General features: G+C 75.5%; 18 protein-coding genes and 1 pseudogene. 7 read left to right on the top strand and 12 right to left on the bottom strand.

Annotated elements, in window-relative coordinates:
* Nucleotides 1-278 precede the first annotated feature (278 nt).
* Nucleotides 279-2,036, bottom strand: coding sequence for a S8 family serine peptidase (locus OHS33_RS32970; RefSeq protein ID WP_330335298.1), 1,758 nt, complete (start codon nucleotides 2,034-2,036; stop codon nucleotides 279-281).
* 630 nt (nucleotides 2,037-2,666) lie between these two features.
* Between OHS33_RS32970 and OHS33_RS32965 the strand changes: the two genes are divergently transcribed.
* The 6 genes from OHS33_RS32965 to OHS33_RS32940 all read left to right on the top strand — a co-directional run bounded on the left by OHS33_RS32965 (nucleotide 2,667) and on the right by OHS33_RS32940 (nucleotide 7,335).
* Nucleotides 2,667-3,719 carry a DUF1996 domain-containing protein gene (locus OHS33_RS32965; protein ID WP_330334076.1) on the top strand — a complete coding sequence of 351 codons (1,053 nt, stop codon included), beginning with the start codon at nucleotides 2,667-2,669 and terminating at the stop codon, nucleotides 3,717-3,719.
* A gap of 110 nt (nucleotides 3,720-3,829) precedes the next feature.
* A complete protein-coding gene (locus OHS33_RS32960) occupies nucleotides 3,830-4,459 on the top strand; it encodes a sigma-70 family RNA polymerase sigma factor (RefSeq protein ID WP_330334075.1) in 630 nt (209 codons plus the stop codon).
* Nucleotides 4,456-5,190, top strand: a complete 735-nt coding sequence (locus OHS33_RS32955; protein WP_330334074.1) for an anti-sigma factor family protein — start codon at nucleotides 4,456-4,458, stop codon at nucleotides 5,188-5,190. The genes OHS33_RS32960 and OHS33_RS32955 overlap by 4 nt, the downstream gene beginning before the upstream one ends.
* 214 nt (nucleotides 5,191-5,404) lie before the next feature.
* The gene (locus tag OHS33_RS32950; protein WP_330334073.1) at nucleotides 5,405-6,337 is read left to right on the top strand and encodes an SCO0930 family lipoprotein; all 933 of its coding nucleotides are present in this window, start codon (nucleotides 5,405-5,407) and stop codon (nucleotides 6,335-6,337) included.
* Nucleotides 6,338-6,461: 124 nt separating this feature from the next.
* The gene (locus OHS33_RS32945) at nucleotides 6,462-6,653 is read left to right on the top strand and encodes a DUF5302 domain-containing protein (RefSeq protein ID WP_330334072.1); all 192 of its coding nucleotides are present in this window, start codon (nucleotides 6,462-6,464) and stop codon (nucleotides 6,651-6,653) included.
* 193 nt (nucleotides 6,654-6,846) lie between these two features.
* Nucleotides 6,847-7,335 (top strand): hypothetical protein, encoded by a 489-nt coding sequence (locus OHS33_RS32940; RefSeq protein ID WP_330334071.1) that lies wholly within the window; start codon nucleotides 6,847-6,849, stop codon nucleotides 7,333-7,335.
* Nucleotides 7,336-7,395: 60 nt separating this feature from the next.
* Here the strand turns inward: OHS33_RS32940 and OHS33_RS32935 are convergent, their stop codons facing one another.
* The 4 genes from OHS33_RS32935 to OHS33_RS32920 form a co-directional block, all read right to left on the bottom strand.
* Entirely contained in the window at nucleotides 7,396-8,094 is a 699-nt protein-coding gene (locus tag OHS33_RS32935) for a hotdog fold domain-containing protein (protein ID WP_330335297.1), read from the bottom strand.
* A 5-nt stretch (nucleotides 8,095-8,099) separates the two neighbouring features.
* A complete protein-coding gene (locus tag OHS33_RS32930; protein ID WP_330334070.1) occupies nucleotides 8,100-8,837 on the bottom strand; it encodes a DUF1838 family protein in 738 nt (245 codons plus the stop codon).
* Nucleotides 8,838-9,021: 184 nt separating this feature from the next.
* Complete coding sequence (locus OHS33_RS32925) at nucleotides 9,022-9,288, bottom strand: hypothetical protein (RefSeq protein ID WP_330334069.1); 267 nt, start codon at nucleotides 9,286-9,288, stop codon at nucleotides 9,022-9,024.
* 29 nt (nucleotides 9,289-9,317) lie between these two features.
* On the bottom strand, nucleotides 9,318-9,539 hold the full coding sequence (locus tag OHS33_RS32920) for a hypothetical protein (protein WP_330334068.1): 222 nt from the start codon (nucleotides 9,537-9,539) through the stop codon (nucleotides 9,318-9,320).
* Nucleotides 9,540-9,868: 329 nt separating this feature from the next.
* Here OHS33_RS32920 and OHS33_RS32915 point away from each other — a divergent pair.
* Nucleotides 9,869-10,935 (top strand): annotated as a pseudogene (locus OHS33_RS32915) (RNA ligase (ATP)).
* A 75-nt stretch (nucleotides 10,936-11,010) separates the two neighbouring features.
* Here the strand turns inward: OHS33_RS32915 and OHS33_RS32910 are convergent.
* The 7 genes from OHS33_RS32910 to OHS33_RS32880 all read right to left on the bottom strand — a co-directional run bounded on the left by OHS33_RS32910 (nucleotide 11,011) and on the right by OHS33_RS32880 (nucleotide 23,302).
* Entirely contained in the window at nucleotides 11,011-11,820 is an 810-nt protein-coding gene (locus tag OHS33_RS32910) for an AfsR/SARP family transcriptional regulator (protein ID WP_330334067.1), read from the bottom strand.
* A gap of 95 nt (nucleotides 11,821-11,915) precedes the next feature.
* Nucleotides 11,916-13,391: a hypothetical protein gene (locus tag OHS33_RS32905; RefSeq protein WP_330334066.1), complete on the bottom strand. Its 1,476-nt coding sequence runs from the start codon at nucleotides 13,389-13,391 to the stop codon at nucleotides 11,916-11,918.
* Entirely contained in the window at nucleotides 13,388-14,863 is a 1,476-nt protein-coding gene (locus tag OHS33_RS32900; RefSeq protein WP_330334065.1) for a hypothetical protein, read from the bottom strand. Before OHS33_RS32900 ends, OHS33_RS32905 begins: the two co-directional genes overlap by 4 nt.
* Entirely contained in the window at nucleotides 14,860-16,956 is a 2,097-nt protein-coding gene (locus OHS33_RS32895) for an AAA family ATPase (RefSeq protein WP_330334064.1), read from the bottom strand. The genes OHS33_RS32900 and OHS33_RS32895 overlap by 4 nt, the downstream gene beginning before the upstream one ends.
* Nucleotides 16,949-18,718: a hypothetical protein gene (locus OHS33_RS32890; protein ID WP_330334063.1), complete on the bottom strand. Its 1,770-nt coding sequence runs from the start codon at nucleotides 18,716-18,718 to the stop codon at nucleotides 16,949-16,951. The genes OHS33_RS32895 and OHS33_RS32890 overlap by 8 nt, the downstream gene beginning before the upstream one ends.
* Before the next feature lie 214 nt (nucleotides 18,719-18,932).
* A complete protein-coding gene (locus tag OHS33_RS32885) occupies nucleotides 18,933-21,083 on the bottom strand; it encodes a phage tail protein (RefSeq protein ID WP_330334062.1) in 2,151 nt (716 codons plus the stop codon).
* On the bottom strand, nucleotides 21,083-23,302 hold the full coding sequence (locus OHS33_RS32880) for a putative baseplate assembly protein (RefSeq protein WP_330334061.1): 2,220 nt from the start codon (nucleotides 23,300-23,302) through the stop codon (nucleotides 21,083-21,085). The genes OHS33_RS32885 and OHS33_RS32880 overlap by 1 nt, the downstream gene beginning before the upstream one ends.
* Nucleotides 23,303-23,320 lie beyond the last annotated feature (18 nt).

The raw sequence follows: 23,320 nt of genomic DNA, 5'->3' as shown, positions 1-23,320 counted from the left end.
ACAGCCACCAGCCTCTCGGTCCCCAGTTCCTGTGCCGCTTCTGTGAGCGCGACAATACGAGGTCCGCCGCCGGACGGACCCGGATTGTGACGCAGAAATCAGTCAGGTGACCGGAAAGCCCGCCGGACCAGCCAATACGCGGTGTATCAGCAGGTCCGGGGGCCGGCTTGGTCCGTACTATCGGCCCGTCAGGCCGGTGTGGCCGGGCTGGCCGGCCGTTTCAGGAGCCGGTTGAGAAGCAGGTTCAGCAGTGGAGCCGGTCCAGCGGTGGAGCCGGTTCAGAAGCCGAGGCTCCAGGAGTCGATGTAGCCGGTGTCCGCGGCGGCGACGTCCTGGACCTTCAGCTGCCAGGTGCCGTTGGCGGGCAGTGCGGAGGCGTCGACGGTGTAGGTGGTGAGGATGTTCGCGGCGCTGTCGCTGGACGAGTTCTGCAGCCGCTTGACCACGGCGCCGCCGGGGCCGACGAGGTCGATGACGAGGTCACCGCGGTAGGTGTGCTTGATGTCCACGTTCACCTTGAGGGTGGCCGGGGCGTTGCCGGTGCGGCCGGAGACGGTGATCGAGGAGGAGACGGCGCCGGCGTTGTCCGGGATGGCGACGTCGGTGGTGTTCTCGTAGGCCGGGGCCGGGGTGCCCGAGGTCACCGCGGCCACGGTCGCGGCCGCGTCGGCGAGACCGGCTCCGCAGCCGCCGGTGCAGGTGCCGGCCAGCGGGCGGGCGTTGGCCTTGATGGCCGACTCGACCTGGGCCGGGGTGAGGGAGGGCTTGGCGGAGACGAGGAGCGCGGCGAGCCCGGCGATGTGCGGGGCGGCCATGCTGGTGCCCTGGTAGGGCTTGTAGATCTCGGCGCCGGGGGTGGTGGTGCCCGCGTTCAGCGAGGACAGGATGCCGTTCTCGGGGGTGGTGACGGTGCCGGGCGTGTCGGTGGCGCGGCGGGTCTCACCGCCCGGGGCGGCGATGTCGACGAGGGGGCCGAAGTTGGAGTAGAAGGAGCGGTCGCCGGTCCGGTTGGTCGCGGCGACGGCGATGACGTTGTTGCAGCTGGCGGGGGTGAAGCCGCTGGCGTCCGCGTTGCTGTTGCCCGCGGCGACGACGACGGTCGTGCCGCGCCCGACGGCCGCGTTGATGGCGTTCTGGTAGCTGGTGCCGCAGGAGCCGGAGCCGCCGAGGCTCATGTTGATGACCTTGGCGGGGGTCGGGTTGGCCGGGATGCCGGGGACGGAACCGCCCGAGGCCCAGGTGATGGCGTCGACGATGTCCGAGGTGGCGCCGCCGCACTTGCCGAGCACGCGGACGGGCTGGATCTTGGCGCCGTAGGCGATGCCCGCGATGCCCTTGCCGTTGTTGGTGGCCGCGGCGATGGTGCCGGCCACGTGGGTGCCGTGCCAGGAGGAGTCGCTGGCCTTGGAGCCGGTGCCGCACTCCTCGGCCGCGCTCCAGTCGCCCTGGTCGGCGGGGTTGTTGTCGCGGCCGTTGCCGTCACGGGCGGCGGTGGAGCTGGTGATGAAGTCGTAGCCGGGGACGATGTTCGCGGCCACGTCGGAGTGGGCGACGTAACCGGTGTCGATGACGGCGACGGTGACGCCGGTACCGGTGGTCGTGGCCCAGGCACCGGGGACGTTCATGCCCGCGGTGGGCTCGAAGAGGTCCCACTGCTTGGCGTACTCGGTGTCGTCCGGGGTGGCCATGGCGTAGGCGCGGGAGTCCGGCTCGACGTAGGCGACGTCCGGGTCGGCGCGGAACTGGGCGATCACACCGGCCGCCTCGGCCGGGGCGACGGCTCCGCCGAGGTTGACCAGCGCGGCGCCGGTGCCGAGCCTGCGCTCGAACTTCGTCTTCTTGCCGCTCTTGTGGCCCTTGGCGACGGCGTCGTCGGCGGCGGCCGTGTTGGAACTGGCCTCGGTGGCCGAGGACTTGTAGCCGACGATGAGGTTCTCGACGGGGGCCGAACCGGTGGCGGGCGCGGCCGGGGCCACGGGGACCGGGGCGGCGGCCGGAGCCGCGGCCGGAGCCGCGGCCGGGCGGCCGAGTGCCATCGAGGTGGTGGCGCTGCCTGCGAGCAGGGTGACGGAGACCGCCACCACGGATATGAGCCGACGTCTGGATGCGTGCACGGTGTTCCCTTTCGCGGGCCGCCCCCGGCGGGCCGGGGGCGGCCGGTGTGGTGCTGTGTGGGAGGTTGCGTGGGGGGTGGGCATCGGGGAGGAGGCACGGTTCCCGCACGGCGGTGTGCGGGAGGGGGCGGTGAACGACGGGGAGAGGACGGACGACCGGGGAGGGGTGTGTGGGGCTTGGCCCGCCGCGAGGGCGGCGGCGACCGGAGAGGGCTCCTCGACACGCCCCGGCCACCACCGCTCGCCACGACCCCGCCCGCGTCGACGAGGAGGGGTACCGGCGGTACCGGGGAAGCGCCGGGCCGCAGAGCGCCGCGCCATGTGGGGTTGGCGGGGCGGATGTTCGGCCCGGGCGAGACCGCCGGTGGGCAGACAGTAGGCAACGCCGGGATGAACTCGATACGGGGAAAACCCTTGCTCAGCCCCTGCCACTGCCCCGCGACCCCCGGCGCGCGGCCTCCGACCGGCGGCCTTGTCCCGTCCGCGTCCCGCCCTTGTCCCGTCCGTGAGACACGGTTGACCGCGCCCGCGCGAGCGGCGACCGTGGCCGTCATGGGGACGGAACGCCGACTGCTCGCGCTGCTGATCTGCCTGCTGCTCGGCGGCGGGCTCACCGGCGCCGTGCTGGGCGCCACGCGGGCGGCCGAAGCGGCGCGGCCCGTGGAAGCGGCCGGTACGGCGCATTCCGGCGCGGCGCATTCGGGGACGGAGCATTCCGGGACGGCCGCCGCGGACCGCCCCGCGCCGGGCGACTTCGTGGACATCCGCGACGTACCGCCCGGCCCCGCCGATCCGCCGCCCGGCCCGGGCGGCTCCGCCGGGACGGTGACGGTGGACTGCGGCCGTGACGAGGAGGGCCACTACAACGAGGACAACCTCGTGGTCTCCCCCGGCCTGCGTGCGGGCGCCCACCACACGCACGCCTACGTCGGCAACCTGTCCACCGACGCGATGTCCACGGACGACACCCTGGCCGCGGCCGCCACCAGTTGCCGGGGCGGCGACCGCTCCACGTACTACTGGCCGGTCCTGCGCCGCCCGGACCGGCCCGCGGCGCACCCCCGCGAGGGCGCGGCGGGGCACGGGAACGCGGGCGCGATCCTCCCGGAGGCCGCCGTCTCCGTGGAGTTCCTCGGCAACCCGGTGAGCCAGGTGGTGGCGATGCCCCGGTTCCTGCGCGCGATGACCGGCGACCCGGTGGCCGCCACCGCGGCCGACGACGCCGACGTCCGGGCCCGCTGGGGCTGTTCGGGCACGCCCGACCGGTCCACCACCCGCTACCCCCGCTGCCCGGCGGGCCGGCGCCTCACCCGCACGCTGGTCTTCCCCAGCTGCTGGAACGGCCTGGACACGGCGAGCTTCGACCACCGCTCGCACCTGGTGTTCCCCGGCGCGGGCGGGATCTGCCCGCAGGGCACCTTCGCGGTGCCGCGGCTGCGGATCTCCCTCGCCTACGACGTGCCGCCGGGCGCGCCGGTCTCCCTCGACTCCTTCCCCGAGCAGCGGCACAGCCCGAAGACGGACCACGCGATGTTCGTGAACGTGATGACGGACGCCGCGATGGCGGGCGTGGTGTCCTGCCTCAACTCCGGCCGCCACTGCTGAGCACGGCGGACAGAACACGGAGCGTGTGACGCAGGCCACATGAACCCGGGGCTCCCGGGCGGCGTGTACGGACCGCACCACGCACGCGAGGAAGACGGAGAGGGTGTGAGATGGCCGGACCACTGTGGCCCCGCGGCCGGCGGGGCTCGACCGATGAGGCACTGATCAGGTCGGTGTACGAGGAGCACGGGCACGCCCTGCTCGCGTACGCGACCCGGCTGACCGGGGACCGGGCCGCCGCCGAGGACGTCGTCCAGGAGACGTTCATCCGTGCCTGGCGGCATTCCGAGGTCCTGGTCAACGGAAAGGGCTCGGTGCGCGGCTGGCTGCTCACCGTGGCCCGCAACATCATCACCGACCGGTACCGGGCCAAGGCGGCCCGGCCGCAGGAGGTCTCCGGATCCGCGGCCACCCCGCCGGTGGAGCTGGACCACGCCGACTCCGTCGTGGACTCCATGACCGTACTGGGCGCCCTGGACCGGCTGACCCCCGAACACCGGGACGTCATCAAGGAGTTGTACTACCGCCAGCTCAGCGTCACGGAAGCCGCGGACGCCCTCGGCATCCCGGCGGGCACGGTCAAGTCCCGCTCGCACTACGCCCTCAAGGCATTGCGCGAGGCGTTCCGGGACGGCGCCGGCGCGGGCACCGGCAGGGAAGGCAGGAACAATCGGGGCAGCAGAGGCAACCGACCGGGCAGGCCGCCCCAGCAGCCCGGACTGCAGGAGGTGGTGGCATGAACCGGGAGCTGCACGAGGAGGAACTGCTCGGCCCCTACGTGCTCGGCGTCCTCGACGACGCCGAGGTCCGCCGCGTCGAAGAACACGTGAGCGGCTGCGTGCGGTGCCGCGAGGAGGTGGCCGCGTTGCGTGAGATGGAGGCCGCGCTCGGGGAAGTCCCCGAGGAGGCGTTCCTGGAAGGGCCGCCGGAGGGCGGCGACCTGCTGCTCCAGCGCACGCTGCGGCAGATGCGGGGCGAGCGCGCCGGGCGGTCCCGGCGCCGCGCGGCCGTCGTGGGGCTCGCGGTCGCGGCGTCGCTCGCGGCCGTGTTCTGGGCCGGGACGCGACTGGGCGCCGGAGACGGCCGAGACGTGGCCGACGGGCCCCCGGCGCCGCCCCCGACGGCGACGGCCTCCCCCTCACCACCCCCGGTGGGGACCAGGGTGGCCTCGGCCACCGATACGCGGACCGGGGCGCGCATGACCGTACAGATGACGCCCGCCGCGCGCTGGGTGCGGGTGCACGCGGCGGTGACCGGGGTGCCCGCGGGCGAGCGCTGCCTGCTGGTGGTGGTCGCCCGGGACGGTACGCGCACCACGGCGGGCAGCTGGGTCGTGGGCGCCCAGGAGAACGGCGCGGGCAAGGGCGCGGCCCTGGACGGTTCCGCCGCCGTGGATCCGGGCGACGTGAAGGAGATCGTGGTGCAGAACGAGGCGGGCACGTCGTTCGTGTCCGTACCGCTGCCCGCCTGAGCGGCGCCGCACGCGGCGCGTGCGGCGCACGGCGCGGAGCGCCGGCCGGGGGACGCCCCCGACCGGCGCTTTCGTGTGTGCGCGGCCGGTCCGCCGCGGCCCCCTGACGCAGCCGACTGAAGAAACTCCCGGAATTCGTTGAACCCGTCCCGAGGGGGTCGCGTGTTTGCGGTGCCGACAGTTTGAAACGAACCACCGGATTACGGGAGTTGTCATGATGAACCTGCGCAAGCTCACCCTCGCCGGAGCCGCGACCGCGCTGCTCCTCGGCGCGACGGCCTGCGGCACGCAGGCGAGCGGGAAGACGGACGCCAAGCCCGCGGGCGCCCAGGTCCCCGCGGCGGCCCCGTCGGCGGCCGCCGACCCGTACGGCTACGGGGACGGCGCGGCGGCCCCCGCGGGCGCCGCGTCCGGCCCCCTGGCGGTCCGTACGGACGCCAAGCTCGGCCAGGTCGTGACGGACTCCGCCGGATTCACGCTCTACCGCTTCGACAAGGACACCGCGAAGCCCGCCTCGACCTCCGCCTGCTCCGGTGACTGCGCGAAGACCTGGCCCCCGGCCCCGGCCAAGGGCGTCGCGGCGGGCGCCGTCCCCGCCGGCGCCCTCGGCTCCCTCAAGCGGGCGGACGGTACGGAGCAGGTCACCATCGCGGGGTGGCCCGTGTACCGCTTCGCGAAGGACACCGCGCCCGGCCAGACCAACGGCCAGGGCGTGGGCGGCACGTGGTTCGCGGTCACCCCGGAGGGCAAGAAGGCGGGCGCGCCCGCGGCGGGGCAGCCGGAGCAGCCCGCCCTGCCCGCCCTGTCGGCCACCGACGACAAGACGCTCGGCAAGATCCTCCGGGACGGCAAGGGCCGTACGCTCTACCGCTTCACCAAGGACACCGCGTGGCCGATGAAGTCGAACTGCGAGGGCGCCTGCCTCGACAAGTGGAAGCCCGCCCAGCCGGTCGACGCGGACAAGGTCGAGGGCGTCGACCCGAAGCTGCTCAGCACCTACACCCGTGCGGACGGCACTAAGCAGCTGGCGATCGACTGCTGGCCGCTGTACTGGTTCACCGGCGACCAGAACCCGGGCGACACCGCTGGTCAGGGCGTGGGCGGCACGTGGTTCACGGTCACCCCGCAGGGCAAGCTCGTCAAGTGACGGCGGCGCCGGGGACCTGGCGCCCTGTGCCAGACTGGGGAGCGCCGCCCTTCGGGAAACGCGCTGGTCAGCAAGCGCACAGGCTGACAGACTGAAACGGTTTCAGATCAACCCAGGAGGACACATGGCAGACACCGCGGACACCCCGGAGGACACTTCCCCCGCCGCCGAGGCCAAGCGCAAGTTCCGGGAGGCCCTGGAGCGCAACGAGCGCAATGCCCAGTCCCAGCAGGCGCACCAGAGCCGTGCCAAGATCTCCGGCACCAGCAGCGGTGGCAGCGGGAAGAACAAGAAGGTCCGCCGCAAGACTGGCTGACCCGTGCACACGGCCCGGTCCCCGCTGACGGCGGGGGCGCTGCCGCTCCGGTCCCCACGGGCCGACCGGAGCGGCACTCGCCTGTTTTCGGCCATTTAGGGCGGCCCGAGAACCGTCCGGCACGGCCCCGCGTCGTTGCGTGCAGTGACAGTGACCACACTGCATTCACTCGGAACGGGGAAAGGTTCAACCCATGCTCCAGCGCCCGACCAAGCGCACGGCCGCCATCCTCTTCGCGGCCACCGCCGCCACCGCGGCCCTCTCCCTCGCCTTCGTCACCACCGCCTCCGCGTCCGGCGACGGGACCGCCCCGAAGGCCGCCCCGGCCGCGGCCCTCCCGTCCGTCTCCGGGAGTCCCGAGGCCGCCTTCACCCGGATCGCCGACTTCTACGGCGCCTACATCGACGCGGTCTACGACGGCAGCGACACGGCCGTCCAGTTGCGCTCCTCCTACCTCTCCAAGCCCCTCCAGGCCGAGCTGAAGACGTGGGAGGAGACCAACCACGCGAACGGCGTGCTGCGCGCGCAGAACGTCCCCTCGCAGTGGAAGGTCACCTCCACCGGCAGCGGAGCGGGCAAGACCAGCGCCACGGTCACCCTCACGTGGGGCGGCGGCACGACGACCCAGATCCACGTCCAGGCCGATCTGGCCACCAGGAAGATCACCTCGATCCAGGACTGACGCCCCGGTCGGGCACCGGGGCCCCCGCGGCCGAGGTCGTCTCTTCCAGGGGCTGGCGCCTCAGCTGCGGGGGTCCACCCACAGGGCCTCGCCGACCGCCAGCACCTCGCCCCCGGCCGTGGCGAGCGCCGTACCCACCCGGTGCTTGCGGCCGGACTCCCCGAGCAGCCAGGCGTACGAGATGAGCCCGCCGGCGGCCGGTACGGGACCCAGCAGCCGCGCGGTCAGCGAGGCGGTCACCGCTCCGGCGCGCTGGCTGCCCAGGAGCCGGCCCGCCGCGTTCCCGGGGCAGTCCAGCGCGGCCCACACCAGCTCGGGCGGCAGCGTGCCGTCCGCGGCGAGCAGCCCGGCCCCGGGGGTCCAGGCGGTGGCCACGATCTCCCGGCCCGGCACCCGGCCGCAGTGCAGCCGCAGGCCCGTGTCGGGCGTGCGTCCCAGCCCGCAGCCGAAGCAGTCGGACACCTCGTCCGGCGGCGCCGCGCGGTAGGCCTCGGCGGCGGCCAGGGCCTCGTCCCAGGAGGGCGCACCGGGGGCCTCCGCGGCCGCCTCGGCGGGGGTGGCCACGGCCAGGACCAGTACCCCGTTCGTCAGCTCGCTCCCGCCGTCCGGGGTCTGCGCGAGGCCGAGCGGGGTGCCGGTGGGCGTCGGCCGCCGGAAGTCCACCCGTACGGTCTTCGCGGCCGCCCGCCCGGCCAGTACGCCCGCCACATAGCCGCCGAAGGCCACGCCGGGATAGCCGTTGCGCCCGGCCGGCACCATGAGGGTCACAGCTCGCCCCGGTCTCTGAGCTTGCGGAAGTAGGTCCAGCTGGTCTCGTTCGGTTCGCTCCACGCCTCCGGGGCGTGCGCGAACTCCGGGTGGTGCGCCGCGATGTACGCGCGGGTCCGCTCGGGGACCTCCATGTAGGAACCGAGCTTGCGGCCCCGGCAGTGGAAGGTCAGGCCGCCCGGCCGCTGCCCCTGCTCCATCCAGGGCAGCCAGGGCGACATCCGGGTCCACGACATCGTCGACGGCACGCTCGGCGCGTCGGTCTCGAAGACCGTGGCCGGGGCGAAGAACTGGAAGAGTTCGAGGGCCTTGTAGGTGTCGTCCGCCGAATTCGCCGGGAAGCGCTCGACCGGCAGCGGCGACGGATAGGCGAGCGGGATCTCCAGGCTGAAGCAGACCTGGTCACCGAGCCGGGTCAGCGGGACGGGGAACGGCCTCCACCGCTGGTTGGCCGGATCGTTCCAGACGTGGACGACCGGCTTGCCCTCCCAGGTCTCCATGATCTCCCGGGTGTCCGGATCCAGGTAGAACGCGGCCTCGCGCGTCAGCAGCTCATAGCCGCTGTCCGTGGTCACGAGACGGGCCACATTCAGCCCCTCGAACCCGAACACGCGTCGGTAGGGCTGGTCCGGGGACCAGGCGTGGACATCGCCGGTCCACCAGAAGGTCACCTCCGCGCCGTCGAGCGAAGCGCGGGTACGGACGAAGGCTTGAAAGAGATCGGCCGGATTCATGGCGCCCACTGTGCAAGGTCACCCGCATGCTCGGCAAGCATCCCCGCACGGGAAAGCGCGTCCGGACGGGCACCGCCGGTGGGCGGTCATCGACGTACCGGTCCGCACGGACGGCCCCGGTCAACGGGGTTCGTGGAGCCCGTGGAAATGAGCGAGGACCGCCCGCACTGCGACGTCGTTCCGGCTATGCCGACGGGGTGAAGGGGTCACGGAGCTGCTCCCCGTCACCGGGGTCGGCGGCCGTCGTGTCCGAGTAGTCGTCCTCGGGGCCGAAATCCGGGGCCCTGAAGGGGTTCGTCGTCGCCGGGAGCCGCGATGCGGGCGTCGTGGCGTAGGTCCGTACCGGTTCCGGTGCGGAGAACAGCGGGGATCCGTCGATGAGGGCGCTGCCTTTCGTGGTTCGGGATGCCGAGGTCCAGAGCGGGTGGGACCGAGCGGAGGCATGGCTCATCGCCAAGCCTCCACTCGACTCTCACCGTCTCAAAGAGTGGTCATCTTGGTGTACGGGCTCAGGATCCGCATCCGCGACGAACCGAAATCGACGAGTACCGCGATTCCGTCCTCGATCGCGATGACACGGCCGAGGCCGTGCTGATCGTGTGTGACCCGGTCGCCGACGACGAACACCCTGAGAGGCGGAGCGGTCGCGGCCTTGAACGGGCTTGCGGGCAGGTGGCGCCGGGTTCCGGCTGACTTTGTCATTGTCACCAGTATGCGCCTGTCGGGCCGCTGTGCCGCCCGGTGTGGTCCTCTCTCTCATTGCGCCCTGATAACGCCGGTGCCGGATTCTGCCGGTTGGACCCGATCGGTCCGCAGCCGTGACCGCCCTCCGGGGCCGATCCGTTTCCCTGCGGCCGGTCCCGTGGGTGACCGTGCCGGTACGCGAGATCACTGCGGGTGAAGCGCGTGTCGGCGTGGCCCGCCGGGCCGGCGCGGTCGGCGCGGCCGGCGGAGGCGAAATCCGGTGGCCCGGGGAAGATCCGGTCGACCAGAGTGGCCCGCGATGAGAACCGCATCCGAGGAGTCCTGACATGTCGACGCTGCGCGTCACCGCCGAGCCCCTGACCGTCCACACCCATCCGAACGCCGACGCCCTCGAACTGGCCCAGGTGGGCCTCTACCGGGCCGTCGTCGCCAAGGGCGCCTACCGTACCGGCGAATTCGCGGTGTACATCCCGGAACAGGCGGTCCTCCCGACCGAGCTGATCGGGGAACTCGGGCTGACCGGACGGCTGGCGGGCAGCCGGTCGGACCGGGTCAGGGCGGTCCGGCTGCGCGGCGAGCTGTCGCAGGGGATCGTGTGCCGCCCGGCGGCGCTGGCGGACATGGACCTGGCCCACGCGGCGGGCGAAGGGACGGACTTCGCCGAGCTGCTCGGGATCACCAAATGGGCTCGCCGGTCCCGACCACGATGAGCGGCGATGTCGAGGCCGCGCCGGAGCTGCTGCCGTGGGTCGACATCGAGAACCTGCAGCGCTACCCGGACGTCTTCACGCCCGGCGAGCCGGTCGTCCTCACCGAGAAGCTGCACGGCACCGCCTGCCTGACCACCCACCTCGTCGAGGGTGCCCGGACCCATGTCTCCTCGAAGGGCTTCGGCGCCAAGAGCCTGGCCCTGGTGGAGGACCCGCGGAACCTGTACTTGCGGGCGGTCCGCTCCCATGACGTGCCCGCCGTCGCGGCCCGGCTGGCCGAGCGGCTCGGCGCGACCCGGGTCGGGATCTTCGGCGAGGTGTACGGGGCCGGCGTACAGGACCTGACGTACGGGGCGGACGGGCGCAGCGAGCTGCTGGGCTACGCCGTCTTCGACGTCTCGGCGGAGATCGACGGCCAGGTGCACTGGCTGGACCCCGCCGCCGTGCTCGACGGCGAGCTGCCGCTGGTGCCCCGGCTGTACGAGGGACCGTACGACCTCGCCGCGGTGCTGGAGCTGGCCACCGGGCGGGAGAGCGTCTCCGGGCGCGCCCTGCACCTGCGGGAGGGCGTGGTGATCCGCCCGGTCACCGAGCGGTACAGCCCGGTCGTGGGCGGCCGGGCCATCGCCAAGGCGGTCAGCCCGGCGTACCTGACGCGCAAGGGCGGCACGGAGTACGAGTGAGGCCCCGGGCCCCGGGCTGCGGCCCGGGGCCCGGAGCCACGCCTCGGCCCGGAGCGGCCGGTCGGGCGTGGCCGGTCAGTTGCGGGCGGCCGAGGCCGTGGTGCGCAGGCGCGGGGCGGCGGTGCGGCAGAACCGTGCTATCAGGTCGGACAGTTCACGGCCCGGATCCACCCCCAGTTCGCGGCGCGTCAGTTCGCGATAGGCGTCGTACGTCCGCATGGCCTCGATGAGATTGCCCTCCGCCAAGTGGGCCTCGATGAGGGCCCGCTGGGCGCTCTCCCGCAAGGGCTCGGCGCCCACCGCGACCAGTGCCGATTCGACCGCTTCCGCATGGCGCCCGGCCCGGCCCAGCTGACGGCTCAGCGCCTCCAGCGCGTGCAGCAGGCGCTGGCGGACCCGCTCCCGCTCCAGCAGCACCCAGTCGTCGTACCAGCCGGGCAGCAGATCGAGCGCATCCGTGCGCCACTTGAGCGCGGACAGGTCCTCCCCGGTGGCCGTGCCCCCGATGAGCCGTCCCGCCCACCCGTAGAGGACGTAGAGATCGACCACGGTGTGCTCGCGCATCGCGAGCGAGCACTTGTCGGAGTCGAGCAGATCGATCCCCGCGGCTTTGAGCCGCCACAGGGCCGAGCGGAGGTTGCCCGCCGCCCTCAGATCGTCGCCGGACGGCCACAGCGTGCCCGCCGCGTGCCGACGCTCGACCCGGCCGCCATTGAGGGCCACGAAGGCCAGCAGCCGCTTGCTCCCCTCCGGAACGTCCAGACGTCTCCCCCGGTGCACCACGCGCGGACCACCGATGAGGTGGAGAGCCGGAGTGTCCCCTTGCCCGGGTACCCGGGCCAACGACTCACGGAACTGCGCGGTCAGCGTATTCGGCGTGTGCAACGTGCTCGGCGTATTCATAGGCGGTCCCCCTGCTAGAAAGCCCGCCATCGATACTATGTGCAGTGCGTCACGGATCAGTCACCGACTGCTACACATCAACCGGTCGAGTGGCTTCCGGCCGCCTCCCCCGGGCTGAAGCAGAACCGCTGCTGCCGCCGGACGAACGCCACCCAGTTGGTGACGGGCCGCCCCTGTCCGTCGGACGGGACCAGGATGTCGACGGCGCCGGGGCGGTCCAGCGGGATGCGGTCGCGGTGCTGGGCCTCCTCCACGGCCTGCGCGACATCGTCCAGGGCGCAGGAGCAGTACCGCACGTCCACCTGCGGCCCGAGGAAGGTCTCGATCCGGCCGGTCGCGGCCGGGGACACCGACGCCCGGGACAGCGCGTCGGCGCCGCCGTCGGGGGCCAGCGGCAGATACCCGGCGGGCGGGAGTTCGGTGATCCCGAGCCGCTCCAGGGTCTGCGGCTGCGGCGCTTCGGCCGCGCCGGGCCCCCGCAGGCGTCCCGCGTCGATGCCTTCGACGAGCAGACCCAGCTCCCGGCCCAGCTGCTCCTTGGTGTGGCTCTGCAGGAAGGTCTGGCGGCCCAGCCGGGCCAGCTGTTCCAGCAGCGGCCGGAGGTCCGCGCGCGGCGCCGTCGCGGCGGCCGTCAACTCCGCGAGCTGGCACTGGAACTGGAGGATCTGGGCCATGAACACGTCCCAGGGCCGCATTCCCGTCCGTGACTGCCAGTACCGGTGGGGCGGGGGCGCGCCGCGTTCGCGGCGGGCGGTCCAGGTGTCGACCTCCCAGGCGGCGGCCGCGCCGGGGGCCCGGCTGAGCACGGCGAGCCGGACCCCCCGCTCCTTGCCCGTGACACCGGGCGGGGTCCAGGTCAGGGGCAGGTCGGCGGAGCCCGGTCCGTGGGGCCAGGGGGAGTGTGCGGTGCGTTCCGCCGCGAAGAGGCGGGAGGCGAGCCAGTTCCGCCGGTTGTCCGGGGGGCGGTTGTCCAGTCCGGGTTCGCTGGCCTCGGTGAGCCGGATGCGTACGCCCTCGGCGCTGTAAGGGCTGCGGGTGGTCCCCGCGCCGGAGCAGGGGTCGTCGCAGTAGCTCCCCTGGACCGGGGCTTCGCCGTACGGCCAGGCCGCGGGGACGGCCTCGACCCACCAGAAGGCGTTGGGTCCGGGTGTCAGGCCGCCCAGCGGGAGGGTGATCAGGCGCTGTGAGCGCAGCGGACGGCCGTCGGGGGCGATGGCGAGTCCGCCGCCGACCCGCAGGGTGGCGTCCCGGACGCTGACCTCGTACCCCTCGGCCACCCCGGGACCGGCCGCCTCGCCGACGGCCAGGGCGAGTTCGCGGGCGTAGTCCTGGATCCGGTTCAGGTGTTCGGCGCGCAGGAACAGGCCGTCGAAGGCGGTCAGCCGGTCGATGCCGCCGCCCGCCGTCGCGGAGGTGCCGTCGGAGGCCGGTGAACCCCCGCCCGTGGGTGCGGGGTTGGCGGGCGGGCCGGGCGGCGGGCCCGGGACGGACGGGACGGGGCCGGACGGACCGGGCGGGACGGCGGGCGGGGGTGTGCCCTCGGTGACGGTCATGCCTCGGTCCTCCCGGCCGCCGACACGCGCGGCAGACGTACGGTGATGATGGCGTCGTTCCCTTCGTCGGCCGAGCCCGGCGGCCCGCCGACCACTCCGGCGAACGGCACCGCCGGATCCTTCCCGTAGAGCGGTTTGGCGCCGGTGCCGCGGACACGGATGCGGACCGTCTCGTAGGCGGGCCGCTGGTCGAGGTCGACCTTGACCCGGTACCCGTCCGTGGAGATCCGGATTCCGGCGACCTCGTCGTCGGCCCAGCCCCGGCCCGCGTCGGACAGCGAGCTGATCTCCACCCCCTCGGGTTCGGCGGACCCCTGGGCGAGCGGCACGGTGACGTCGAAGCTGAGCACGGTGTGCTCCCGCGACCAGGTCAGCGATTCCGGGACCAGCCGGGGTCCGCCCGCGTCCGGCGCGGCGGGGGCGCCGATCAGGGCCGGGGCCAGCCCGCACAGCAGTTCCTGCACCGTGGTGGTCGGCAGGACCGCGGTACGGACCCCCGCGTCCAGCGTGACCTCGCCGATCCGGACGCACTCCTCGTACTGCGTGACCTCGACGGTGAGGCGGGCCAGCACCACCGCCGCGTGGTCCTCCGTCACCGGCGCCCAGGGCGGGCACGCGTCGCCCTCCGCCCGCTCCGGCGCCTGCTCGGTGGCGTCGAGCGCGGCGAGCCGCCGGAAGGCGTCGAGCAGGGCCGGGGCACGGTGCGCCTCGGGCACCCGGGCCACCACGGCCGCGGCGCGCCGGGCCTCCTCGCCGGCCCGGTCGCCCGGCGGGACCTCGTCCAGCCCGAGCAGGACCCGTACCCGGTGGTAGGGCCGCCAGGGGGCCGGGGCTTGGGAGCGGATCGTGATCCGCGCCGTCTCGACGGTCCGCGAGAAGTCGTCGTGGCGCCGGGTCACGTCACACGGGTTGGCGAGCGCGGGCACCGGGCGGTCCGGGCAGGTCGCGAACTCGGCGAGCACCCAGGCCTCGACGGTCCTCGGCACGGGCGGACCGGGCGGACCGGGAGGCGGCTGCGCGGGGCCGGCCGACGGCGCCGGGTCACCAGGGGCATGCCCGGGCTCCGGGTGGCGCCCGGCCCAGGCCGCGGCCCATTCCGTGAGGGACACGCACCAGGACGTCTCCAGGCTCAGCTCGCGCCCGAGCCCGTCCACGGCGAGGCCGGGCAGCACGCGCAGCTCCCCGCCGTCCCGTCGCACGCCGAGGCCCCACACCACGCCGGAGCCGTGCAGCCAGGCGCTGTGCAGCATCTGCTTGCCGCGCGGATTCCCCATCAGGACACGGAAGTCGTCCTCTCCCAGGAGCATCCCGAAGGCCACGCGCAGCGCGAGGAACGGATTGACCGCGAGGTCGTCCCCGCAACAGGGCCCCGGATCGCAGGGCGTGCCACGGGGACCGTCGGGGGGCAGGTCCGGGGCGGACGCGCCGCCGCAGCCGCACGGGCTGGTGCTGCCGGTGCCGAGCGCCGTCATGATCTCTCCTTCTGAGGGGGCTGCTGAGGGGGCTGCTGGGAGGGCTTCGGAGGGGGCGGCTCGGCGGCGGCGAGGGCCAGCGCGGCCCGGCGGTCGACCCGGGCGCCGCCCGGCTCCGCCCCGCCCCCGGGAAACGGCCGGCCCGCCTTCGCGTACTCGCGCCGCATCGCGTCGACGAGGTGGTGCCGGCGGACCGCGCTGCCCTGGTCCGCGGCGCGGAAGGCGGCGCCGATGGCGGCGTTGCGGATCCAGCCGCCCGGTACCGGACAGTGCCGTGCGAGCGCCGCGAGGTCCACGTCGGGGTGCAACAGGCCCGGCGGCAGGTGGAGTTCCCACAGCAGACGGCGCCCGTCCGGGTCCGGGAGCGGGAAGTCCACGACGAAGTCCATCCGGCGGATGAAGGCCGCGTCGATGTTCTGCCGCAGGTTGGTGGTCAGCACCGCGAGGCCGTCGAACCGGTCGAGCCGCTGGAGCAGGTAGGCGGTCTCCATGTTCGCGAAGCGGTCGTTGGCCTCGGAGACCTCCGTCCTGGTGGCGAAGAGGGCGTCGGCCTCGTCGAGCAGGAAGACCGCCTGGGTGCGCTCGGCGACGTCGAAGCACGCGGCGAGGTTCTTCTCGGTCTCGCCGATGTACTTGGAGACCAGCTCGGACCCGTCGACGATCAGCAGGTCCCGCCCCGCCTCCCCCGCCAGCACCTCCGCGGCCAGCGATTTCCCGCTCCCGGACGGTCCGGTGAGGAGCAGCCGGACCCCGCGCGCGGCCCGGGCCGCCTCCCGCAGCCGCCAGTCGTCCAGGACGAGTGCCTGGTGGCGCAGCCGGGCCACGGCGTCGCGGAGCTGCCGGCCGGGCTCCCCGTCGAGCACCAGCCGGGACCAGCCCGCGCGCGGGGTGAGCAGCTCGGTGCCCGGGGGCAGCAGCGCGGCGGCCCGGGCCCGGATGGCGCCGCGGACGTCCTGTTCCACGTCGGCGCCGCCGTCGTCGCCCGCGCCCAGGGCGGCGCTGCTGTGGACGTCGAGGGCGACCTGCGCCGTGAGCGCGGGGTCGAGGGGATGCCGCGCGGCCAGGCCGGGGGCCCGCTCGGGCGTGTCGGGCAGCGCCGCGCGCCAGGCCGTACGCCGGTCCTCCACCCCGATCGGTCCGACGGGCACGGTGATGACGGGCCACCGCGGGCCGGGGCGGACCGTACCGGGGGCCGCACAGACCAGGAGCGGGCCGGGCAGCCGGTCCAGGGCGGGGACCGCGGGCCCGGACCCGGCGGCCGGCGGGGGTGCGACCAGCAGGGGCACCGCGCCGCGCACCGCCGCGTGCAGTCCCAGCAGTCCCATGGCCCCGGGGTCGTCGGGGCGGGCGCGGGCGGCGGTCAGCCCGAGCCCGGCGGCCCGCGCGAGCACCGCGCACCGGCTGAGCGCGACGCTCTCGTCCCGGTCCGAGACCAGCAGGACGCGGGGTTCGGCGGAGCGGAGGGCGGCGACGGCCCGGGCGCTCTCGGGGCGTTCGAGCCAGGCCTCCAGCCCGGCGACCGGCGGTCCGAGGTCGACCGGGCCGAGCGCGGCGGGCCAGGCGGGGTGGCCGTGCAGGGCCTCCCAGAGCTGGTCGGCGAGGGTGAGGGAACGCTCGTGGAAGGGGCCGTCCCCGGTGAGGGCGAGGACGCCGCCGCGCACGGCGGCGCCTTCGTGCAGCAGCCTGCGCAGTGCGGTCCGGGCCCGGTCCGTGGTCCCGCCGGCACCGCCCGCCCGGTCGGTGAGCAGGCAGGCGAGGCCGACGCTGGGGTGCGGGGCGCCGCCGGGGTGCACGGCGCGGAAGGTCCGGGCGAGGCCCTCGTGCTCCTCGGGGAGCCCGGCGAGCAGGACCAGTTCGCACTCCAGGGTGCTGAGCCCGAAGCGGTCCACGAGCCGCCCGAGGGGCGTGCCGAACAGCGGGGCGGCGGGGTCGCCGACGACCGCCCGGCTCGCGGCGCCCTCGGCCCAGGCCCGCAGGAACGCCGCGGGAGCCGCGCCCGCCTCCGTACTGCACGTGCGGTCCAGCAGGTCGGCCAGCCGCACGGCGAGGGCGGCCGCGCGCGCGGAGAGGTCGCGGCTGACGCGGTCAGACATAGCGGTACCTCACGACCGCGCCGAGCCAGCCGAGCCAGCCCGGGTCGAGGTCCAGTCCGGCGCGGCGGACCGCGAGGTCGGTGTCGGCGGCGGACAGGGTCGCCTCGATCCAGCCGGGTTCGGCGATGATCCGCCCGGCCCGGCGGGCCATCGCCGCCACCGCCTCCGCCGGGTCGGCCCCGGCCCGCTCGCCGTGCAGGCGTACGGCGGTGACGCGGGCCCAGTCGGCGGCGAGTTCAGCGGTACGAGCCTGCTCGGCCGGGGTCGCGGGGGCGGCGTCCAGGACGGTGGCGGCGCGGGCCCGGCCGAGCCCGGCCAGGGCGAGCGGCGCCGCGTCATCGGCCGGGAGGCCGGGCAGCAGGAGCCGCCCGACACGGTGCAGCACCCAGGACAACGGGCGGGCGGCGAGGGCGGGTTCGTCGAGGACCCGGCCGGGCAGACCGGCCTCGGTGGCCGTGGCGAACAGGAACAGCAGCCCGGTCCATCCGGTGTCCACGCCCGGGGCGGAGCCTGGCCCCGGCTCCGCGCCCGGTCCGTCCACGGGCCCGGGCGGGCGCGGGGGCGCCGCGGTCCGGGACCCGGGCGGTACGGTCCCGCGCGCGCGGGAGCCGTCGGCCCGGGGTGGGGACGCGGGCGGGGACGCGGGCGGGCCCCCGGGGGCCGAGCCCCCGGGCCGGGGGTCCGCGGCCCGCCAAACGCCGTCGCCGGGCCGGACGGAGAGCCGAGCGGAGGATGGAGCCGAGGGCGGGACGGGGTGCGTGGCCGGGGGCGCGGCGGGCTCCGGCGCGGGCCGGACGCCCGGGGCCGGGGGCGCGAGGGCCGTGCCGCCCCGCTCCGGTGGCGCACCCTCATGCGCCGTCAGCCGTTCGGCGAGCAGCCCCGGCAGCCCGCCGCGCGGCGGACGCCCGAGCAGGGCCGGGGCGGTGTCCGCGACCACCAGCACGGCCCACGCGGCCCGCACGGGGGCGGTGGGGCGCAGCCGGGACGCCCGGATCAGCGCCGCCAGCGGTGATCCGGCGGCCAGGGTGGCGGCGAGGGCGCGCGCCGACCGGTCCGGTCCCCCGGCGGGTTCGGCCCGTACCGCGGCGGCCACCGCGGTCCAGCCCGTGTCCGGCGCGAGCCGCGCGGCCAGCCGCTGCCAGCCGGAGCCGCCCAGGGCCCGGTCCAGGGCGGCCAGCCCGCACCGCTCGGCGGCCCGCACCAGCGCGGCGGGGGTCTGGCGGGGGTGGCGGTCCAGGGCGGCCAGGATCGCCGCGCCGGGCGAGGCCAGCGGGTCCGGGTCCGCCGCACGCAGGATGCCGGTCTGCCGCCAGGCCCACAGCCGGTCGACGCGGCCGGCCGCGAGACCGGCGACGGCGTCGGCGAGCACCTCTCCGTCGTGCCGGTAGTGCACCGGCGTGTCCGGGCGGCCCTCCCGGACGCTCACCTCGATCGCCGCGGCCACCGCCCGGGACCAGGCCCGGGCGAGGGCGGGGTCGGTGCGGGCGAGGTCGAGGGGAACGGTCAGGTCGAGCCGGGGCAGGCACCAGCGCCCCGGCGGCAGGTCCAGCTCGCGCAGGGCCATTTCGAGACCGCCCCCGAGCGCGTGGCGCACCGCCCCGCGCAGCCTCCCGGCATCGGCCCCGGGCCCCTCGGCCTCCGGTCGCAAGACGACCGAGAGGCGGTCGACGACGAGCGCGGGACGGCCGGCCGGCCCCGCACCCGGAGGGGCGAGGTCCGCGGCGGCCCCGGCAGGCGTACCAGGGCTTGGGTCAGCACTCACAGGGCACCCCTCCTCACGGCGGCGCCAGGAACGGCGCCGACAGCGCCGACCCCCGGCGCGGCTACCGGCACAAGCCCGGCCACGGGCACAGACACGGGCCACGGCAGGGCCACGGGTGCCAGCCCAGGCACCGCCAGGGACACGGGTACGGGCCCCAGTACAGCCACTGGCCCGGGCGCGACCAGAGGCACACGCACACGTACGGCGGTGGTGTTCATCCGACCCGCACCGCCCCCGTGATCGAGGTCTCGCCGACGCGGGAGCCGGTGGCGGGAACGCCGACGACGCCGGTGTCGCCGAGGCGGACGGCGCCGAGCACGGCGGGATCCCAGGCCGCTCCGGGGCCGACGACCGAGGTGAGCCCGAGGTGGAGCGTGCGGCCGACCCGCATGCCCGCGCCCAGGAGGCAGATGTCGACCAGGGTGTGGGCGGGTTTGTGGGCATCGGCCACGGCCCGGACCACCTCCAGCTGTTCGGCGCCGAGGTCGGCGGGGATCAGCACGCTGAACCGGTGCGCGGTGGCCGTGTATCCGTCCTCGCCGGGGCGGGTGCCGCCGACGGTGAACCGGCCCAGCGCTCCGGACGTGCTCGCCGCGCCGCCGACGGCGGGGGCGGGGGGCCCGCCGGGCCCGGCGCCGAGGACGGCCCCGCCGAGCCCGCGCAGCCGCCAGCTCTCCACCACGCTGAGGGGCAGCGGGAGGTAGAGCCGCAGGATCCGCTCCAGGCAGGCCACGGTGCCCCGGATCCGGAACAGGTCGTGGGCCTGGGCGAGCAGCGCGCGCCGGGCGGCGACGGGCCAGCGCCGGTCGAGGGCGAGGCCGAGCAGCCCGGCCAGCCATCCGAGGGCTTCCTGCGGGGTGGTGTCCGGGTCGAGCAGCAGGGCGCGTTCGGCGGCCCGGCCGTCCAGCTCGTGCAGGAGCCCTTCGGCGGGGGCGAGGAACCGCTGGAGGAACGCGGTGTCGCCCTCGTCCCGGCTCCAGGCCCGCGGGAGCTGTCCGGGCAGCCGGTGGCCGGGCCGCTCCACCCGCAGTCCCCGGACGCGCGGGGTGAGCCTGCGGGTCCCGGTCAGCCGGAGCACGATCCACAGGTACCGGCCGGGTGGGGCCGGTACGGGCGCCTCGTACGTGTCGTACCCGTCGTCGGGGGCGATCTGGGCCCAGGGCCATTCGCGGCCGGTGGGGCGGCGGAAGAGCGGCGCGGGGTCGGGGAGCGAGGAGGCGAGCTGGTCCCGGGAGGGCAGCGGCGGGGTCAGCTCGGGGTGGCGCACGGTCCGCCCGCCCCTGACCGGCGGCGCCGCCGGCAGCGGGTCGGGGACGGTGTCCTCGTCGCTGGTGAGGCAGCTGATCCGGACGTCGGTGCCGGGTGGGACGCACGCGTCGAGGAACACCCGCCCCCAGCGGGTGCGGTACGCGGCGCCGTCCAGCCGGTAGCAGATCACCGTGCCGGTGGGCGTGTAGCGGGCGGCGGGTCCGGCGCTGCGGCCGGTTCCGCTCGCGGTGGTGAAGGTGATCCGGCCGTCGGGGGCCACGGTGACGGCTCCGCCGTCGTAGCCGGGGGCGCGCAGGGGTTCGGTCTCGGCCCAGGAGTGTCCGTCGGGCCGGAAGAGCCGGAACGGCTGTCCCGGGCCGCGGGCCGCCACCAGGGTGCCGTCGGCGGTGAAGTCGAGGTCTCCGGCGCCGGGCACGGCGAGCGGACGGCTGCCGTCCGCCCGGGCGAGCACCGCGCGGCCGCCGTCCGCGCCGGTCCACAGGACGTACAACTGCCCCGCGTGGTCGGCGATCCGGGTCGGGCGCAGGCCCTCGGCCCCGGCCGGCGGGCGCAGCGCGGGGCCGGGCCGGGGGTCCCGGCGGCCGCGCAGGACGACGAGTCCGGCGGGCCGGGTGAGCAGGGCGACGACGGCGCCGCAGTGGGCGGTGAGGTCGAGCGGCCGCCGGTGCGGCCGGGCGGTGTCGCGGACGGGGACCCGGCGCAGCGGCCGCTCGGCCCACAGGTCGACGACCTGCACGGCGCCCGCGCCGGATTCGGCGATGTACAGGCGCTGCGCGGTGTCGACGGCGAGTCCGCGCGGTACGCACAGCGCGCCGGGCGGGTGCTGCGGAGCGCCGGCCGCCAGGGCCCCCGCACCGGCCCCGTCGGCGGGCAGGAGTTCGACCCGGCCCGTCCTCGGGTGCGAGCGGTAGCCGCGGCCCCACCGGTCGAAGGCCAGCCCGGCGGGCCCGTGCCCGGCCGGCCGGGGACCCTCCTCCGGTTCGGGTTCCCAGGCCAGGCACACCCCGCCCTCGTCCAGGAGCGCGGTCGCCTCGTGGGCGCAGCGCGCCCACTGGTCCGGGTCGGCGAGCAGGCTCAGTGTCCGGTCCGCGTACATCAGCACACCTCCGGGGGCAGGGGGACGACGACGGGATCGCCGGGCGGTGGCGGCGGGGTGCCGTACCCGGCGCCGACGGGCAGGGGGCTGCCGGTGACCACGGTGATCCCGGCGAGCCGGGGGACCTCCCACGGCCGCAGCGCCACGAGCGGCGCCGGCGTCCACACCGCTCCGGCCGTGTCCCCCGCCCCCGTGCCCGGCGCACGGCGGGCCAGCAGCAGTTCGTCCTCGATGTACGCGAGGCCTTCCACCTGGACGGCGACGGCCTCCAGTTCGGCGCGCCGCACGGCCCGGCCCAGCGGCCATCCGGCGCCCTCCGGCCCGTACGGCGGGAGCGGGGCGAGGTACTGGCGCAGGATCAGCTCCACCCAGCGGCGCACCGCGTCGCTCTGATAACCCTCCCGGGTGCGGATCCCGACGGAGACCGCGATGTCCACGTAGGTGGGCGGGATGACATACAGCTCGGTGGTGACCAGCCGGCGCGGGTTCAGGTACGCCGCCACCTGGCGCAGCAGCGCGAGGTCGGGCAGCGGCGCGCCCGGGTCGCGCAGGTCCTCGGCGGGGAAGACGAGCACGCTGATGACGCCCGCGGCCGGCTGGCCGGGCGTGTCGGGGTGCAGCAGCGGCAGGGGTTCGGCGCGGCGGACTCCGGGGACCTCCAGGGCCAGCGCCCGGAAGTCCTCGGCGGTGACGGCCCGGTCGCGGCGGTGCACCTCGGCGGGCAGCGCGTCGAGGGCGTCGGCGAGGGAGGCCGGATCGGCGCCCCCGGTCGCGGGCAGCGGGTTGGTGACCTTCACCCCGGCGACCGCGGTGAAGGAGCCGACCGCCCCGGCCGGTACGTTCCCCGCGGAACCACCCCCGTACCAGTAGGAGAGCACCCGGATCCGCTCGCCGATCCGGGGCAGTCTGCCGCGCTCGGCGAAGCGGACGACCCCCGCTTCGGCGTCCAGGGTGTAGTGCCGGTCGAAGGGGCCGGTGGCGGCGAAGGACTCGGCTTCGGTCCAGGGGCGCCAGCCGTCGGCTTCCTCGACCTCCAGCCGGACGCTGCCCGCGATCACGGGGCGCTGGGTGAGGCGGAAGGCCTGGCCCGCGTCGGCCGTGCCGGTGCCGAGGTGTTCGGGTGTCGCGGTGCGGGCCTGCACGGCGCCCACCGCGTTGATCCCGACCCAGCGGATGCGGTGGATCGCGTCGTTCTCCCCGGCCGGGCGGCGGACCCGGAGCCAGCCCAGGACCCGGGCCGCGGCCTTCTCGTCGTCGAGGGGCGGCGGGCTGTTCGACCCGCCGGTGCTCGCGGCGCCCCGGGCGTGGGTGGGGAACGCGGCGGGCAGGGCGAGGGAGACCACGCCTCCCGCGCTCAGTCCGCGGGTGGTGTCCGCGAGGACGTCGAGGGGGGTGAAGGCGGCCGGGGCGGACGGGCCGTTCCACAGCTCCCAGAGGAAGCCGGGCGGGGCCGCGAGCAGATCGGCCGCGCGCAGCCGGGTGGGATCGCCGGGGGTGCGGGGCACCAGGTCGTAGGGCCGCGGCAGTTCCTCGTCGGGCAGGACGCCCAGGAAGATGCTCCGGCCGCGCAGTTGGCGGGGGTCGGCGGAGTCCTTGGCGAGCAGCGCGATCCACAGGCACTGGTCGATGGTGGTGGCGACATCGAGCGGTACGGAGCCTTCGCCCAGCGGATCGGCGGGCACGGCGGTGGTGACGTAGAAGGACACGGGCGCACCGGTGCGCGCCCGGTCCCGCTCGGCGGGCGCCAGACCCTCCACCGCGTCCTGGCGGCGCCGCTGCTCGGTGGCGGCGCGGGCGGGGTCATCGGCGGCCGGGGCCGGGGCGCGGGTCTTCCCGACCGCGAGGACCTCCAGCGGCCAGGCCACCACTTCGCCGTCGGTCTCGAAGGGGACGGCGCCCGCGCGGGCCTCGGTGCCGGGCAACACCTGGACGCCCTCGGGCCGTTCGGTGTCGAGGACCAGCAGGGTACGCGCGCTCAGCGCGGGCCGGGGGCGGACGCCCAGCAGCCGCAGGAACGCGACTTTGGTGGCGTCGGGGATCTGGTTGAAGCGGAAGAGGACCGACTCGCCGAGGTGCGCGAAGAGTTCGAGCAGGGCGATGCCGGGGTCGCCCGCATTGTGGTCGGTCCACTCGGGGGCGTAGACCGGGATCCGCTTGACCAGCTCGTCCCTGAGCTGCTCGAAGGTCCGGTCGTCGAGGATGGGGCCGATCAGTGGCATGGCGCGCTCCCCTCGTCC

Source organism: Streptomyces sp. NBC_00536 (assembly GCF_036346295.1).
In the GTDB taxonomy this organism is placed as follows: domain Bacteria; phylum Actinomycetota; class Actinomycetes; order Streptomycetales; family Streptomycetaceae; genus Streptomyces.
The sequence above is the reverse complement of the archived record's forward strand: the minus strand, read 5'-3'. Positions and strand labels throughout refer to the sequence as shown.

Bases quoted from the DNA above. Each gene is read 5' to 3' on its own strand.
- OHS33_RS32970 (WP_330335298.1), bottom strand. From the start codon at position 2,036: ATGGCACTCGGCCGCCCGGCCGCGGCTCCGGCCGCGGCTCCGGCCGCC.
- OHS33_RS32965 (WP_330334076.1), top strand. From the start codon at position 2,667: ATGGGGACGGAACGCCGACTGCTCGCGCTGCTGATCTGCCTGCTGCTC.
- OHS33_RS32960 (WP_330334075.1), top strand. From the start codon at position 3,830: ATGGCCGGACCACTGTGGCCCCGCGGCCGGCGGGGCTCGACCGATGAG.
- OHS33_RS32955 (WP_330334074.1), top strand. From the start codon at position 4,456: ATGAACCGGGAGCTGCACGAGGAGGAACTGCTCGGCCCCTACGTGCTC.
- OHS33_RS32950 (WP_330334073.1), top strand. From the start codon at position 5,405: ATGATGAACCTGCGCAAGCTCACCCTCGCCGGAGCCGCGACCGCGCTG.
- OHS33_RS32945 (WP_330334072.1), top strand. From the start codon at position 6,462: ATGGCAGACACCGCGGACACCCCGGAGGACACTTCCCCCGCCGCCGAG.
- OHS33_RS32940 (WP_330334071.1), top strand. From the start codon at position 6,847: ATGCTCCAGCGCCCGACCAAGCGCACGGCCGCCATCCTCTTCGCGGCC.
- OHS33_RS32935 (WP_330335297.1), bottom strand. From the start codon at position 8,094: ATGGTGCCGGCCGGGCGCAACGGCTATCCCGGCGTGGCCTTCGGCGGC.
- OHS33_RS32930 (WP_330334070.1), bottom strand. From the start codon at position 8,837: ATGAATCCGGCCGATCTCTTTCAAGCCTTCGTCCGTACCCGCGCTTCG.
- OHS33_RS32925 (WP_330334069.1), bottom strand. From the start codon at position 9,288: ATGAGCCATGCCTCCGCTCGGTCCCACCCGCTCTGGACCTCGGCATCC.
- OHS33_RS32920 (WP_330334068.1), bottom strand. From the start codon at position 9,539: ATGACAAAGTCAGCCGGAACCCGGCGCCACCTGCCCGCAAGCCCGTTC.
- OHS33_RS32905 (WP_330334066.1), bottom strand. From the start codon at position 13,391: ATGACCGTCACCGAGGGCACACCCCCGCCCGCCGTCCCGCCCGGTCCG.
- OHS33_RS32900 (WP_330334065.1), bottom strand. From the start codon at position 14,863: ATGACGGCGCTCGGCACCGGCAGCACCAGCCCGTGCGGCTGCGGCGGC.
- OHS33_RS32895 (WP_330334064.1), bottom strand. From the start codon at position 16,956: ATGTCTGACCGCGTCAGCCGCGACCTCTCCGCGCGCGCGGCCGCCCTC.
- OHS33_RS32885 (WP_330334062.1), bottom strand. From the start codon at position 21,083: ATGTACGCGGACCGGACACTGAGCCTGCTCGCCGACCCGGACCAGTGG.
- OHS33_RS32880 (WP_330334061.1), bottom strand. From the start codon at position 23,302: ATGCCACTGATCGGCCCCATCCTCGACGACCGGACCTTCGAGCAGCTC.